General features: G+C 68.4%; 13 protein-coding genes. 11 read left to right on the top strand and 2 right to left on the bottom strand.

Annotated elements, in window-relative coordinates:
* Positions 1-15 precede the first annotated feature (15 nt).
* A complete protein-coding gene (locus JNB_RS13620; protein ID WP_040883825.1) occupies positions 16-1,587 on the bottom strand; it encodes a gamma-glutamyltransferase in 1,572 nt (523 codons plus the stop codon).
* 36 nt (positions 1,588-1,623) lie between these two features.
* On the opposite strand from JNB_RS13620, the gene JNB_RS13615 reads away from it, so the two are divergent.
* The 7 genes from JNB_RS13615 to JNB_RS13585 all read left to right on the top strand — a co-directional run bounded on the left by JNB_RS13615 (position 1,624) and on the right by JNB_RS13585 (position 9,438).
* Positions 1,624-2,433 carry an S-methyl-5'-thioinosine phosphorylase gene (locus JNB_RS13615; RefSeq protein WP_148232434.1) on the top strand — a complete coding sequence of 270 codons (810 nt, stop codon included), beginning with the start codon at positions 1,624-1,626 and terminating at the stop codon, positions 2,431-2,433.
* On the top strand, positions 2,430-3,767 hold the full coding sequence (locus JNB_RS13610; RefSeq protein WP_009777068.1) for an amidohydrolase family protein: 1,338 nt from the start codon (positions 2,430-2,432) through the stop codon (positions 3,765-3,767). The genes JNB_RS13615 and JNB_RS13610 overlap by 4 nt, the downstream gene beginning before the upstream one ends.
* A gap of 3 nt (positions 3,768-3,770) precedes the next feature.
* Positions 3,771-4,220 (top strand): cupin domain-containing protein, encoded by a 450-nt coding sequence (locus JNB_RS13605; protein ID WP_009777067.1) that lies wholly within the window; start codon positions 3,771-3,773, stop codon positions 4,218-4,220.
* 180 nt (positions 4,221-4,400) lie between these two features.
* Positions 4,401-5,450, top strand: coding sequence for a BMP family ABC transporter substrate-binding protein (locus tag JNB_RS13600; RefSeq protein WP_009777066.1), 1,050 nt, complete (start codon positions 4,401-4,403; stop codon positions 5,448-5,450).
* Positions 5,451-5,620: 170 nt separating this feature from the next.
* A complete protein-coding gene (locus JNB_RS13595; protein WP_009777065.1) occupies positions 5,621-6,814 on the top strand; it encodes an ABC transporter permease in 1,194 nt (397 codons plus the stop codon).
* 1 nt (position 6,815) lies between these two features.
* On the top strand, positions 6,816-7,805 hold the full coding sequence (locus tag JNB_RS13590) for an ABC transporter permease (protein WP_040883823.1): 990 nt from the start codon (positions 6,816-6,818) through the stop codon (positions 7,803-7,805).
* Between the two features lies 1 nt (position 7,806).
* Positions 7,807-9,438, top strand: coding sequence for an ABC transporter ATP-binding protein (locus tag JNB_RS13585; protein WP_009777063.1), 1,632 nt, complete (start codon positions 7,807-7,809; stop codon positions 9,436-9,438).
* Between the two features lie 106 nt (positions 9,439-9,544).
* Here the strand turns inward: JNB_RS13585 and JNB_RS13580 are convergent, their stop codons facing one another.
* The gene (locus tag JNB_RS13580; protein ID WP_148232433.1) at positions 9,545-9,874 is read right to left on the bottom strand and encodes a hypothetical protein; all 330 of its coding nucleotides are present in this window, start codon (positions 9,872-9,874) and stop codon (positions 9,545-9,547) included.
* A gap of 95 nt (positions 9,875-9,969) precedes the next feature.
* On the opposite strand from JNB_RS13580, the gene JNB_RS13575 reads away from it, so the two are divergent.
* The 4 genes from JNB_RS13575 (at position 9,970) to JNB_RS13560 (ending at position 14,711) form a co-directional block, all read left to right on the top strand.
* Complete coding sequence (locus JNB_RS13575; protein ID WP_040883821.1) at positions 9,970-10,866, top strand: alpha/beta fold hydrolase; 897 nt, start codon at positions 9,970-9,972, stop codon at positions 10,864-10,866.
* Positions 10,867-10,923: 57 nt separating this feature from the next.
* On the top strand, positions 10,924-12,033 hold the full coding sequence (locus JNB_RS13570) for a ferredoxin reductase (RefSeq protein ID WP_009777060.1): 1,110 nt from the start codon (positions 10,924-10,926) through the stop codon (positions 12,031-12,033).
* 26 nt (positions 12,034-12,059) lie between these two features.
* Positions 12,060-13,394: an acyl-CoA desaturase gene (locus JNB_RS13565; protein WP_009777059.1), complete on the top strand. Its 1,335-nt coding sequence runs from the start codon at positions 12,060-12,062 to the stop codon at positions 13,392-13,394.
* A gap of 270 nt (positions 13,395-13,664) precedes the next feature.
* A complete protein-coding gene (locus tag JNB_RS13560) occupies positions 13,665-14,711 on the top strand; it encodes a sugar ABC transporter permease (RefSeq protein WP_009777058.1) in 1,047 nt (348 codons plus the stop codon).
* Positions 14,712-14,717: the final 6 nt, after the last annotated feature.

The following is a 14,717-nucleotide window of genomic DNA, read 5'->3' as shown; positions in this document are numbered from 1 at the left end:
CGACTTCGGGTGGGGTCAGGAGACGCCGACGGCGGCTTCGCGCCTGGGGTCGCCCGCAGCTCGCAGCTCACCCTCACCGCTGAGGTATGCCGCCCCCACACCTCCGAAGTACATCGACAGATCGCCGTGGTCGAGTCCGCTCAGCCCCGCCTTGCGCACCGCTGTCTCGATGTCGACGCTCGCCTCGTGCTCGACCACCGGCTCCCCAGACGCCTCGAACCGCACGTGCATCCGCGGCGCCTGGATCGCGACGTCGAGGTCGACCCCTCCCAGACACAGCTGCGCGAGCACCTGCATGAGCGCCGTCGTGATCCGGTCCGCACCGGGCGAACCCACGGCCAGCACCCGACCGTCAGCAGTGCGAGCCACGGTCGGCGCCATGTTGGACGCCAGTCGCGTCCCGGGCTCGAGAGCGTGCAGCCCCAGCCGGTTGAGTTCCGGTTCACCCAAAGCGTTGTTGAGCAGCAGCCCTGTTCCGGGGATCGTCACGCCTGACCCATACCCACTCGACATCGTCACGGCGCACGCCAGCCCGTCGCTGTCGACCGCGGAGATGTGCGCCGTCGACGCCGACGTCGGCAACCCCGCGAGCCCGTGCCGATCGACAGCCGCGAGCAGTGCGTGGCCGTCGGCGTCGAGATCGCGCGAGAGGTCGTGCACCTTGAGTCGATAGGCCAGCACCGCGCGCTGGATCCGCAGGATGTCCTCCCACGAGACCCCGTCTGCACCCCGATTCGTTCCCGAGCGTCCGATGGTGTCGAGGTGGGACGAGCGCGCGAGCTCCGCGAGCATCACGGCGAGCAACGGTCCCCCGACCGAGGGCGGGGGGTTCACGGCGACGTCCCAGTCACCGACGGTGCGGCGCACCGGTTCACGAACAACGACTGTGTATGCCGCGAAGTCGGCCTCCGTGAGCAGCCCACCTTGGGCGGCCATGTCGGCCGCGAGCGCGCGGCCCAGCTCCCCGGTGGTGAGGAGCGACGACCCTTCACGAGCAACGGCCTCCAACACCCGTGCCAGCTCGGGGTTGCGCGCGAGGTCCCCTGCAACAAAAGGAGATCCGTCGTCGCGGCGAGTCAACCGACGAGCACCGGAGTCGTGCCCGAAGAGCGGGTCCGCGACGAGCGCGAGGTATCGCGCAGCAGCTCCACCGATCGGGTAGCCATCGCGGCAGACACCGACCGCCGGATCGACTAGCGAAGCCCAGGGCAGGGAGCCGAAGCCAGCCACCGCCGCCTCACACGCCGACAGGGCGCCTGGCACCGCGACCGAGCCGTGGCCGGCATACATGGTCACGCCGCCGCCGTACTCCGTGACGACCTCGCGAACTCCCCCACCAAAGGCCGAGCGCGGCAGCCCGCGCCCCGGCATGGCGACGTTGCCGTCGATGACGACCGGCGAACCCGACGCCGGCCACACCGACACAAAGGCGCCACCCGCGAGGCTGACGATCCCCGGTTCGCTGCTCATGGCCGTGATGGCTGCACCGATGGCGGCATCCACCGCGTTGCCCCCGTCGGCGATGACTGCCTGCCCGGCACCGAGCGACGCCGGCCCCGTCGCCGCGATCGCCACTTGCCTGCTCATGCGAGGCATCCTCGCACCACGGGTAGCGTGGCGCTCGTGACTCGCCACCCTCTGGGAATCATCGCCGGCACCGGCTTCTACGACCTCGACGCGCTCGACGACGCCCGCAGCGAAACGGTTGACACGGCATACGGGCCTACGTCGGTGACCCAAGGGTCCTGGCACGGTCAGCCCGTCGTCTTCGTCACGCGGCACGGAGCCGGGCACGAGGTGCCGCCGCACATGGTCAACTACCGCGCGATCGTCCGAGCCCTCGCCGACCTCGGGGTGCACGACGTCATCGCGGTCAACGTCACCGGTGGCATCGACCCCGACCTCGAGGCCGGCGAGATCGTCGTCATCGACGACTTCCTCGACTTCACCCGGCAGCGCAGCGCGACCTTCCACGACGGCGACGGACCCGAGGGAGTCGTCCACACGGACATGACGACGGCCTACGACCCGGTCCTGCGCCGCGAGCTCCTCGACGCTGCCAGCGCGATCGGCCAGTCCGTCATCGACGGTGGCGTCTACGTCTGCTTCGACGGGCCGCGCTTCGAGTCACCGGCCGAGATCCGCCTCGCCGCCCTGGCTGGCGGCACCGTCGCCGGGATGACCGGCGTCCCCGAGGTGACCCTCGCCGCTGAGGCAGGACTTCGGTATGCCGCCCTCAGCCTGGTCGTGAACCCTGCGGCGGGCGTCCGGCCGGGTGAGCCGATCACGATGGACGAGATCTCGGCGGTGCTCGAGACGGGCGCGCCCAAGGTGCTCGCCGTCATCGACGAGCTCGTCCACACGCGGTCGGTGTTCGCGGCCGACGACTTCGAGGTCGATGCCGACTCCCTGGATTCAGAAGGTGACGGATGAACCGCATCGTCCTGCGGGACCTCGCGATCGCCGTCACGGTGGACGCCGACGACACCGTGCTGCGCGACGTCTCGATCGCCATCGAGGACGGTGTCATCACCGAGATCGGCGCTGTTGCGGAGACCGACGGCGACACGGTGGTCGACGGCCGGGCCCGGCTCGCCCTGCCCGGACTCGTCAACCTGCACACCCATCTGTCGATGACCCTGCTGCGCGGGATCGCCGAGGGAGTCGACCTCCAACAGTTCCTCACGCGAGTGTGGGCGGCCGAGGGCGCCGTGATGGACCCAGCAACGGTCGAGCTCGGCGCCACGCTCGGGGCCCTCGAGTCCCTGCTGGGCGGGTGCACGACCCAGCTCGACATGTACTTCCACCACGAGGCCGCCCACCGAGGCGCCGTGGCGGCCGGCTCGCGGCACGTGGGTGGGCCGACCTTCTTCGACGGTCCCGGGCCCGACGGGCTCGCCTGGGAGGAGCGGATGGCCGGGCTGCGCGCCTGGCCGGAGGTGCTGCGTGCAATCGGCGGTCCCGAGGTGCCCGTGGCGGCGATGCCGCACAGTACTTATACGTGTTCGGTCGAGCACCTCACCGAGGTCGCCTCGATCCTGAAGGAGATCGCTCCAGCCGGAGTCCTGCACACCCACGTCTCCGAGAACGCGGCCGAGAACGCCGACACCCGGGCCCGCTTCGACGCCACCCCCACCGAGCTCCTCGCGAACGCCGGGGCCCTCGAGGGGCCGGCCCACGTGGTGTTCGGGCACGGCGTCCACCTCACCGAGACCGACCGGGACCTGGCCGCAGCCGCGGGAGTCACGGTGGCCCACTGCCCGGGCTCGAACCTCAAGCTCGCGTCCGGCGCACTGGACTGGAAGCGCTGGCGAGCACACGGCATACCCCTCGGTATCGGCACCGACGGCTGCGCCAGCAGCAACGACCTCGACATGTGGCAGGCCATGCGCCAGGCCGCCCATCTCGCGGCCCTCACGTCGGGCGACCCGGCCATCGACGCCGAGCAGATCGTGCGCGCCGCCACCATCGACGGCGCCCACGCGCTCGGCCTGGACGACCTCATCGGCAGCCTCGAAGTCGGCAAGCGAGCCGACATCGTCCTGCTCGACCTCGACCAGCCACACCTCACACCCGTGCACGATGTCCCGGCCCTGCTCGTCCATGCGGCCGGGAGGGGCGATGTCACCGACGTTCTGGTGGATGGCAGGATTGTCGTCAGCGAGCACCGCAGCACGCAGGTGGACACCCGCGACCTCCTCGACCGAAGTCGCACCCGAGCTCGCGACGCAGCCGCCGCCGCCGCTCTCGCAGTCCAGGAAGCCTGATTCATGCGCACAGCCGAGCAGATCATCGCCGAGCTCAAGATGAAGCCCATCCCCGGCGAGGGAGCCTGGTTCGTCGAGGGCCCGCGCACCCAGGAGCTCTCCTCGATCCTCGTCCTGCTGACCTCGGCCGCCGACGGGTTCTCCGCGATGCACCAGCTCGAGATCGACGAGGGTTGGCAGTGGCTCGAAGGCGCACCCGCCGCGCTGCTCCGTCTCAAGGAGAGCCCGCGCCGCAACCACGGGACCCTGACGCTCCTGAGTGCGCAGCGCCGGCAGATGCTCGTGCGGCGAGGCGTCTGGCAGGGCGCCGCGACCATGGGCGACTGGACCCTGCTGTCCTGCTGGTGCAGTCCGGCCTACCGCCCCCAGCACTTCACCCTCGGCGAGCGAGACGACCTCACCGGCAAATTTCCGGAGTATGCCGCCGAGATCGCAGCGCTGACGCGCCCCTGACGTCGTCGTCAGGTTTTGCCATTGCTTCCGGGCCCGGTGTTCGCCGCCACGCACGCGGCCCCGAGCGTGTGACGGACCCGCCAGTAACGACCGTGCAACGGCCTTCGCAACCCGGTCTCAACAGGCGATCCGTGCCGTTACCATTCGGGAGCATCCTGCACACCCCCAAGGAGTATCCCTATGAAGGCCAAGCCTTTCCTCGTCGCGGTTCCTGCCGCGCTCGCCCTCGTTCTCGCCGGCTGTGGCGGTAGCACCGGAGGCGACAGCACCGATGGCGCGTCGGCAGCCCCCAAGGACTGCTCCTCGGCGGACGTGTTCTGCATCGGTCTCGTGACCGACACCGGCTCCGTGGACGACAAGTCGTTCAACCAGGCTGCCTGGGAGGGCGTCAAGGCCCTCGAGGGTTCCGGCGTCCAGACCAAGTACGTCGAGACCAAGGACGCCAAGGACTACGCCAGCAACCTCAAGCAGTTCACCGACCAGAAGTACGACGCCATCGTCACGGTCGGCTTCCTCATGACCGAGGCCACCGTCACCGCAGCCAAGGCGAACCCGAACATCAAGTTCATCGGTGTCGACCAGTTCCAGGACGAGAAGGCCACGGCCCCCAACGTCACCGGCCTGATCTTCCCCGAGGCCAACGCCGGCTACGCCGCTGGCTACCTCGCCGGTCTCATGACCAAGACCAACAAGCTCGGTGTCGTCCTCGGTGCGGAGATCCCCCCGACCCAGAACTACGCCAAGGGTTACGAGCAGGGCTCCAAGGCCGCCAACCCCCAGACCACCGTCGCGAAGGTCTACCACCCCGCCGGCGACAACGCCTTCTCCGACTCCCCGTGGGGCGCCGGCGAGGCCAAGAAGATGCTCGCGCAGGGCGCGGACATCATCTTCGGTGCCGGTGGTGGCACGGGCAACGGTGCCCTCAACGAGGTCGCCAAGTCCTCCGGTGCCGGCACGACGCTCTTCTGCGTCGGCGTCGACCTCGACCAGTGGAACACCGTTCCCGAGTCGCACCCGTGCCTCATCACCTCCGCTGAGAAGAAGCTCACCGACGGCACCTCCGACCTGCTCAAGCAGGCCAAGGACGGCTCCATCAAGGGTGGCAACTTCCTCGGCAAGACCGGTCTTGCGGAGTACCACGACTTCGACTCCAAGATCCCGGCCGAGGTCAAGACCAAGGTCGAGACCGTCGTCAAGGGCCTCGAAGACGGGTCCATCAAGGTCGCCTGACCTCACGCACCACCTGAGCCTGTTTCAGGCTGTCGGCCGCGCTCCCAGAACCTGTGTCTGAGAGCCGCCGGTCGGCTACAGTCCGAGCATGCTTTCCACGGAACGGGCGCCCTCCCCGGAGGGCGCCCGTTCCTCCGTTCAGACACCTGTCACGACACCCCCGGAGAGTCATGGCTGACCCCCAACTCCCGCCGGCCAAGGACGCTCCCGCGCCCGCCGCGGAGCCCGTCCCTGCCGACACCGCGAAGGCCGTTCCCGTCGTCGCCGAACGCGGCGCACCCCCGCCCCCCACGGGGGTGCTCGGCTTCCTCGTGCGGCACCAGGCGATCTTCGTCCCGCTCATCGCGGTGGTCCTGGCGTTCGCCATCGGCGCCATACTCATCCGGGCCCAGGGGTTCAACCCGACGTACGCCTACCGCGTGCTCTTCGAGCACTCGTTCCTCACCGAGGGCGGGCTCCTCGCCACCCTGCAGAAGACGACCCCACTGATCCTCGTCGGCCTCGCCGTGGCGATCCCGCTCAAGGTCGGGCTCTTCAACATCGGTGGCCAGGGACAGCTCATGGCCGGCGGTATCGGTGCCGCCTGGGTCAGCTACGCGATGCGTGACTCGTCGCCCGCCCTGCTCGTCATCGTCGCGGTCGTCGTGGCCGTGCTCTTCGGTGCGATGTGGGCCTCGATCGCCGCCCTGCTCAAGACCACCCGCGGTGTCCACGAGGTCATCTCGACGATCATGCTCAACTCGATCGCCGTGGGCCTCATCGACTGGTTCATCAACGGCGGGCCCCTGTCCGACAAGAACCAGCCGTTCCCCACCTCGCACGCCGTCCCCGAGGGAGCCCGACTCACTCCGCTCGGCGTCATCCCGTGGGGCCTGCCCGTGGCCCTGATCCTCGCGGTCATCGTCGCGTGGATGCTCAAGCGCACCACCTTGGGTTTCGAGCTCCAGACCGTGGGCCGCAACAAGTTCGCCGCCACGTATGCCGGTATCGGGACGACCAAGGCGACTCTCGTCGCGATGGCCATGTCCGGTGGTCTCGCTGGTCTCGCGGGGGTGTTCGAGCTCCTGCAGATCGAGCCCTACCGCTACCAGAACGGCATCGCCGGCTCGCTCGGCTTCGACGGCATCACCATCGCGCTCCTCGCCCGTGGCAACCCGCTCGGCACGATCCCCGCCGCGGTCCTCGTCGGCGCCATGCGCGCCGGTGCGCCGACGCTGCAGTTCCAGCTCGGCATCCGACCCGAAGTGGTCGACGTCCTCCTCGCCATCACCTTGCTGATGGTCTCGCTCCCGGTCATCGCGAAGTGGATCTTCCGACGACACGCGGCCAAGCAGACCCAGCTCGCCGGAAGCTGGGGTGCCTGACATGCAGTGGTTCTCGCGCAACAAGGTGTGGGTGAGCACGGCTGCGGTCGTCCTCGTCGCGGCATACGCCTTCTACTTCGCCAACCAGAACATCGCCGTGTCGATGTTCTCCAACGCCTGGTTCCTCGCGGTGCCCCTCGTGCTCGGCGCCATGGTCGGTGTCATCGGCGAGCGCTCAGGCGTCGTCAACATCGGCATCGAGGGCCAGATGCTCGTGGGTGCGTTCGCCGGGTTCTTCGCCGCGGCCGCCACCCAGTCGGTCGTCGTCGGTGTCATCGCCGGCGCCCTGTCGGGCATCGCGATGGGCGCGTTCCTCGCGTTCACGACGGTCAAGGGTGGTCTCGACCAGATCATCGCCGGTGTCGTCATCAACATCGTCGCCACCGGCATCACGTCGTTCTACTACGAGTCGGGCAAGACGATCCCGCGCGGTCTGCCGAACTTCGACGTGCCGCTGCTGTCCAAGATCCCGCTCATCGGGCCGGTGTTCTTCTCGGACGGGCCGATCGCGCTCTTCGCCCTGATCATCGCGTTCGTCCTGCACTTCCTGCTCTTCAAGACGCGGTGGGGTCTGCGCACCCGTGCTGTCGGTGAGTACCCGTCCGCCGCTGACACGGCTGGCATCAACGTCATCGCGCTGCGCCTGTTCAACGTCACGGTGGCCGGCACCCTCGCGGGTCTCGCCGGGACCTACCTCTCCATGGAGGCGACGAGCACGTTCGAGCGCAACATGAGCTCGGGTCGAGGCTTCCTCGCCCTCGCGATCCTCATCTTCGGTGCGTGGCGTCCGCTGCGGGCCCTCGCGGCAGCGCTCTTCTTCGGCTTCATGTCGGCCTCGGCCTCGCAGCTGCAGGCCAGCGACGTCGTCAACATCCCCCAGCAGTTCATCAACCTGCTCCCCTACATCCTGACCCTCGTCGTGCTCGCGGCTGCCGCGGGTCGAGTGCGTGGGCCAGCAGCTGCGGGCCAACCGTTCGTGAAGGGCGACTGACATGGCGACCACAACCCCCGGCCCAGAACACACTGGCGCGGAAGCGACAGGCGCAGCCGAGAACGGCGGCGAGCGGGCGGCATACGCAAAAACCGCCGCAGTCGACCGCGAGACTCTCCTCGAGATCGAGGGTCTGTCCAAGTCGTTCGGCACGGTCCACGCCAACCGCGACATCTCGTTGCGCGTCGACCGGGGCGAGATCGTCGCCCTCCTCGGCGAGAACGGCGCCGGCAAGTCGACGCTCGTGAAGCAGATCTTCGGACTCATGACGCCCGACGCCGGGACGATCACCATCAAGGGCGACTCGAGCCGGATCAAGGACCCCAAGGACGCCATCCGCCGCGGCATCGGCATGGTGCACCAGCACTTCCAGCTCGTGCCCGTCATGACCGTCGCCGAGAACCTCATGCTCGGCCACGAGACCACCAAGGGTGGGGTGCTCGACCTCGACGGCGCCCGCGACATGGTTCGTGAGCTGTCGGCCAAGCACAAGCTCGCTGTCGACCCGGACGCCGACGTCGAGGACCTCCCCGTCGGCACCCAGCAGCGCGTCGAGATCCTCAAGGCGCTCTCGCGCAAGGTCGACCTGCTCATCCTCGACGAGCCCACCGCGGTGCTCACCCCTCAGGAGACCGACGAGCTGCTCGGTGTCATGAAGGAGCTCGCCGCGGGTGGCACCTCGATCGTCTTCATCACGCACAAGCTGCGTGAGGTGCTGGCCGCGGCGGACCGGTGCTACGTGCTGCGCCAGGGCCAGGTCGTCGGCGGGGTCGATGACCTCTCCAACACCACGACGAGCGACCTCGCCTCGATGATGGTCGGGCGCGACGTGGTCCTGCGCATCGACAAGGCCGAGGCCACCCCGGGTGACACCGTCCTGTCGATCAAGGGTCTCCAGGTCAAGGACGACCGCGGGCTCGGTGCCGTCAACGGCCTCGACCTTGACGTGCGAGCCGGTGAGATCGTCGGCCTCGCCGGTATCGAGGGCAACGGTCAGCGTGAGCTCGTCGAGTCGATTGCCGGTATGCGGCCCTCGATCGCCGGGTCGGTGCACCTCGGTTCAGGATCGGACTCGGTCGACATCACTCGTGCAGGTGCGCGCGACACCAACAACGCCGGTGTCGGCCACGTGCCCGAGGACCGCGAGAAGCACGGCATCGTCGGTGGCTACTCCATCGCCGACAACCTCGTGCTCAACCGCTACGACGAGGCGCCGTTCGCCAAGGGCTTCATCCGTGACTTCGGCGCGGTGCGCAAGCACGCCGTCGAGCTGCGCGAGGAGTTCGACATCCGCTCACCCAATGTCGACGTCCCGGCTGGTGCGCTGTCGGGTGGCAACAAGCAGAAGGTCGTCGTCGCTCGCGAGATGTCGGCCAAGCCGCGGCTCCTCATGGCTGCTCAGCCCACGCGTGGTGTCGACGTCGGCTCGATCGAGTTCATCCACCGGCGCATCGTCGACGCCCGCGACGAAGGCGCTGCGGTGCTGCTCGTGTCGGCCGAGCTCGACGAGATCCTGTCGCTGTCGGACCGCATCGCCGTGATCCATGGCGGCAAGGTCGTCGCCGAGATCGATGGCAAGGACGCCGACCGCACCCAGATCGGTCGACTCATGGCCGGCGACTCCGACCACTGACGGCTTGGGCGCGCCAGAGGCGCAGAGGTTGACGAGGGGCGCAGCGATGGCTGCGCCCCTCGTCACGTTCTGCGCCCCTGGTCGCGCGAGCGACCGGTCCCCATGGTCAGCGGCACTCCTCGGCAAGCGCGGCGAGCGCAGACTCCGGTGGGGTGCCGTCAGAGGCAGCGATGTCCTCTGCGGCGGTGAGCAGCTCGGACTTCACGCCCAGGCCCTGCGCGAGGTCGATGGCGGAGCCGAGGGTGGCCCGGTCGGCGTCGCTCAGGTCGTTGTCGGCGACGAGCGGACACACCGTGCCACGGAGCTGGCCCAGGGCCGACTCCTTGGCCTGGGACGCGGCTGCGGACGCCGCGTCGGAGGCGACGTTCTCTGCCGCCTGGCAACCGCCGAGCAGGGCGGCGCTGGCAAGGACGGCGACGGCGAGATGACGGGTCATGGGCGCCAGCATTCCAGCGTTTCCTGAGCCGGGGCTGGACGTCGCGATGCGTCATAACCCTCTCGTGCGAGGCCATCACTGACAGGGTGGGTGTCATGGCACAGGACCGCACGGTTGAGACGCAGACCCTGGAACTCCCCGACGTGGATCTTGTCCACGACGTGCGGGGTCCACTCCCGACCGCCGATGGGCGACCACCGCTCCTCATGATCGGGCAGCCGATGTGCGCCGACGGCTTCGCGGCGCTGGCCGCCGAGTTCCCGGACCGGACCGTCGTCACCTATGACCCGCGCGGCCTCGGGCGCAGCACGACGAGGCGAGACGGGCGGGTTGACCAGAACCCCGTCGACCAGGCCGCAGACCTGCACGCCCTCGTCGAGCACTTGGGCGCCGGGCCCGTGGACCTGTTCGCCAGCAGCGGGGGTGCGGTCACCGCGCTCACCTGGGCCGCGACCCACCCCGAGGACCTCGTCACGGTCGTCGCCCACGAGCCTCCGGCGATGTGGGCCCTGCCCGATGCCGAGGCGGTCGCACGCGCTTCAGCGGAGGTTGCTGCTGCCTATGCCGAGCGCGGGTTCGGCGCGGGGATGGCGGCGTTCATCGGGCTGACCAGCTGGCAGGGCGAGTTCACCGACGAGTACTTCGCGCAGCCCCTGCCCGACCCGGCGCAGTTCGGCCTGCCCACCGAGGACGACGGGTCCCGCGACGATCCGCTCCTCTCCGAACGCTCGGCGACGGTCACGTCGACCCGTCCCGACGTCGTTGCCCTGAACACCGGAACTCCGCCCATCGTGCTCGGCGTCGGTGAGGAGACCGGCGACGCGATCACGGGCCGCACCACCCGCGGTGTTGCTGCCGAACTCGGGATCACGGTGACGACCTTCCCCGGTGGCCACGGTGGATTCGCGAGCGCCGAGGGTCCGTGGCCGGGCAAGTCGGTCGAGTTCGGTGCACGTCTCGCCGAGGTCCTCGCCGGCGACCCGTCCATGTGACGCACGGCGCTACCTACGGACTAGTAAGTTACGTTTGCGTAGGTTACGCTTCCGTATGTGACCGCAACCCTGAACCGAAACCCCGCGACCCGGCATACGCCTCGTCTCGCCGGTCTCCTCGACGGCGCACGCAAGGTCGCCCACGCACTGGCCACCCCGCTCGTGCCCTCCGACTACCTCGACCTCATCGACCCGATGCGCGCCGGCGCCGACCTGCGCGGTCGCATCGTGTCCATCACGCCCGAGACCGCTGACGCCGCCACCATCACGATCCGTCCGGGTCGCGGTTGGGCCGGCCACCGCCCGGGCCAGTACATCCGCGTCGGCATCGACGTCGACGGCGTCCGCCTCTGGCGTGCCTACTCCCTCACCCACCGTGCCGACACCGGCGATGGCCTCATCAGCTTCACCACCAAGGCCATCCCCGACGGCAAGGTGAGCAACCAGCTCGTGCGCGCCATCGCCCCCGGCACCCTCGTCATGCTCGACCAGGCGACCGGTGAGTTCACCCTCCCCGAGACGCTGCCCGCCAAGGCGCTGTTCATCACCGCCGGCTCGGGCATCACGCCCGTCATCGGCATGTTGCGCAACCACCTGGGTGACCTCGCCGACGTCGCGCACATCCACTGCGCCCCCACCGAGGCGGACGTCATCTTCCGTGACGAACTTCGCGGGTATGCCGCCGCGAGCCGCCTTGCGCTGCACGAGAACCACGACGACGTGGCCGGGGTCCTCGACCTCGCCTCCCTGGACCGGCTCGTGCCGGACTGGCGCGAGCGCGAGGTCTGGGTCTGTGGCCCGACTGGGTTGCTCGATGCTGCTGAATCCCATTGGGAGACAGCGGGACTCGCCGACCGGCTGCACGTCGAACGCTTCCGACCCAGCGTGGTCGAGCCCGGCGAGGGTGGCACCGTCACCTTCACCAAGACCAAGGTCACCCTCGAGGCCGACGGTGGCACCCCGATCCTCGACGCCGGAGAAGCGGCCGGTGTCCTCATGCCGAGTGGTTGCCGCATGGGCATCTGTTTCGGCTGCGTCGTCACCATGCGTGAAGGGTCCGTGCGCGACCTGCGCAACGGCGAGATCACGAGTGGCGAAGACGGCGAGAACGTGAAGATCCAGACCTGCGTCACCGCCGTCGCCGGTCGCTGCGACATCGAACTCTGACCCCGCGAGAGACCAAGGAGATCACCATGACCCTCGCCCCTGAACGCATCCAGAACCGCACGACTGCACCCAGCACCGAGAACCCCAACATGCCTGCGCCCAGCATGAATTCGCGCCTCAGCGTCACGAGTGCCGAGCCGCGCCCGCAGCGCCCCGAGTTCAAGAAGTCGGGCAGCCCGAACCCCGCCTCGCACCTCTCCCCCGAGCAGATCGAGGAGATCGGGCGCGAGCTCGACGCGATCCGTGCGGAAGTGATGGATTCACGCGGAGCTGCCGACGCGGCATACATCCGCAAGGTCATCAAGGCCCAGCGCTACCTGGAGATGGGCAGCCGAGCTGCGCTCCTCTTCTCCGGCGTCAAGGTCAAGGGCGTGCGCCCGATGTGGTGGCTCGGCACGGCCGGCCTCTCCGTCGCCAAGATCCTCGAGAACATGGAGCTCGGGCACAACATCATGCACGGCCAGTGGGACTGGATGCGTGACCCCAAGATCCACTCGACCGCCTGGGAATGGGACCACGCCAGCCCGGCCGAGCAGTGGAAGCACAGCCACAACCAGATCCACCACACCTTCACCAACGTGCTCGGTCGCGACAATGACCTCGGCTACGGCATCCTGCGCGTCGACCAGGACCAGCGGTGGAGCCTGTTCTACCTGTTCCAGCCGGTTTGGCACGTCGCCAACGCGCTCCTGTTCGAGTACTCCATCGCGGCCTACGACCTCGAGCTCGGTGGCTACCTCGCCAAGAAGAAGCGCATGAGCGAGGAGGAGAAGGCCGAGTTCCACGCGAACGCCAAGCAGACGATCGCCAAGATCAAGGCGCAGATGACCAAGGACTATGTCGTCCACCCGGCGATGGCCGCGGCGACGTTCACCGGCTCTGCCCCGCACACGCTCTCCGCCAACATCGTCGCGAACCTCGTCCGCAACGTGTGGAGCAACACGGTCATCATCTGCGGCCACTTCCCGCCCGGCATCGAGACGTTCGAGAAGGCGTCGATCGAGGGCGAGACCCGCGGTGAGTGGTACCTCCGCCAGATGCTCGGGTCGGGCAACATCCACGGCTCGAAGGCCATGCACCTCATGTCGGGCAACCTGAGCCACCAGATCGAGCACCACCTCTTCCCGGACATGCCGAGCAACCGCTACTCCGAGATCGCGCCGAAGATCCGCGACCTCATGCAGCGCAACGACCTCAAGTACGTCAGTGGCTCGCTGGCCAAGCAGGTCGGCGGCGTCTACTGGAAGGTCGTCGAGCTGTCGCTCCCGCCGAAGCGCGAGGGCACGACGCGTCGCGCCACGGTCCTGCGGGCGGCCAAGAAGGCACTCAAGGGCAAGGGTGGCGCGGGTCGCCGCTACTGACCCTCGCGTTCCGCTTCACGAAGGTCCCGCACCCCGGCGTATGCCGTGTGGTGCGGGATTTTTTTGTGGGCATCCGGACGCTGCGCGGCTGAGCACGGGCTGAGCATGAGCCGAGCACGAGCTTGCCGGTGATTGAATCTGATCATTTCAAACAGATAGTGATCAAACTATTGCACTCTTGCGGACGCGCCTCTAGTCTCCGGTGAATCGATTAAGTGACCGTCACAGCGGTCGTATCCCGATCCACCGGAATCACGAAGGAGTGATCGCATGGCCGTGTTGACGCCACCCACCCAGGGTTCGGTCGAGTCCCTCGAGAGCACTCCCACCCCTGCCCCGAGCGATCACCGCAAGAGCCGGATCGGTCGCAGTCGGCGCAAGGAGGGCGCCCAGCCCGCTCGCACCACCCCGTCCTTCCGGACGCGACTGCGCAACGACCGGCAGATGCTCCTCATGATGGTGCCGGGAGTGCTCTTCCTGCTGCTGTTCTTCTACGTCCCGATCCTCGGCAACGTCATCGCGTTCCAGGACTACCAGCCCTACCTCGGTATCAGCTGGTCCGACTTCGTCGGCCTCGACAACTTCATCGGGCTCTACAGCAACCCCGACTTCATCAACGCGTTCACCAACACGCTCTACCTCGCGGGCTGGCAGCTGATCTTCTTCTTCCCGGTGCCACTCGTGCTCGCCGTCGCGGTCGACTCGCTCGTCAGCCAGCGAGCTCGGCGCTGGTTCCAGAGCATCGTCTACCTGCCGCACTTCCTGTCCTGGGTGCTCGTCGTCGCGCTCTTCCAGCAGGTGCTCGGCGGGGCCGGCCTCGTCAACAACGCCATGCGTGACCTCGGCGCCGACGCGATCCCCTTCATGACCAACCCCGACACGTTCCCGATGCTCGTCGTCGCGCAGCTCGTCTGGAAGGACGCCGGCTGGGCCATGATCATCTTCCTCGCGGCCCTGGCGAGCATCGACACCTCGCTCTACGAGGCGGCTGCGGCCGATGGTGCCGGGCGCTGGCGTCGCCTCTGGCACATCACCCTCCCGGCCCTGCGGCCGGTCATCATCCTGCTGCTCATCCTGCGCATCGGCGACATCCTGTCGGTCGGCTTCGAGCAGTTCATCCTCCAGCGAGACGCCGTCGGGCCCCACGCCGCCGAGGTCCTCGACACCTTCACCTACTTCACCGGCGTCGTCGGTGGCGGGTGGAGCGTCGGAGCCGCCGCCGGCCTGTTCAAGGGCGTCATCGGACTGATCCTCATCGTCGGAGCCAACAAGCTCGCCCACAAGTTCGGCGAAGCCGGCATCTACCAGAAGGGCTGAGACCAC

Source organism: Janibacter sp. HTCC2649, from assembly GCF_000152705.1.
GTDB lineage: Bacteria > Actinomycetota > Actinomycetes > Actinomycetales > Dermatophilaceae > Knoellia.
This window is presented reverse-complemented; position numbering and strand designations above follow the sequence as displayed.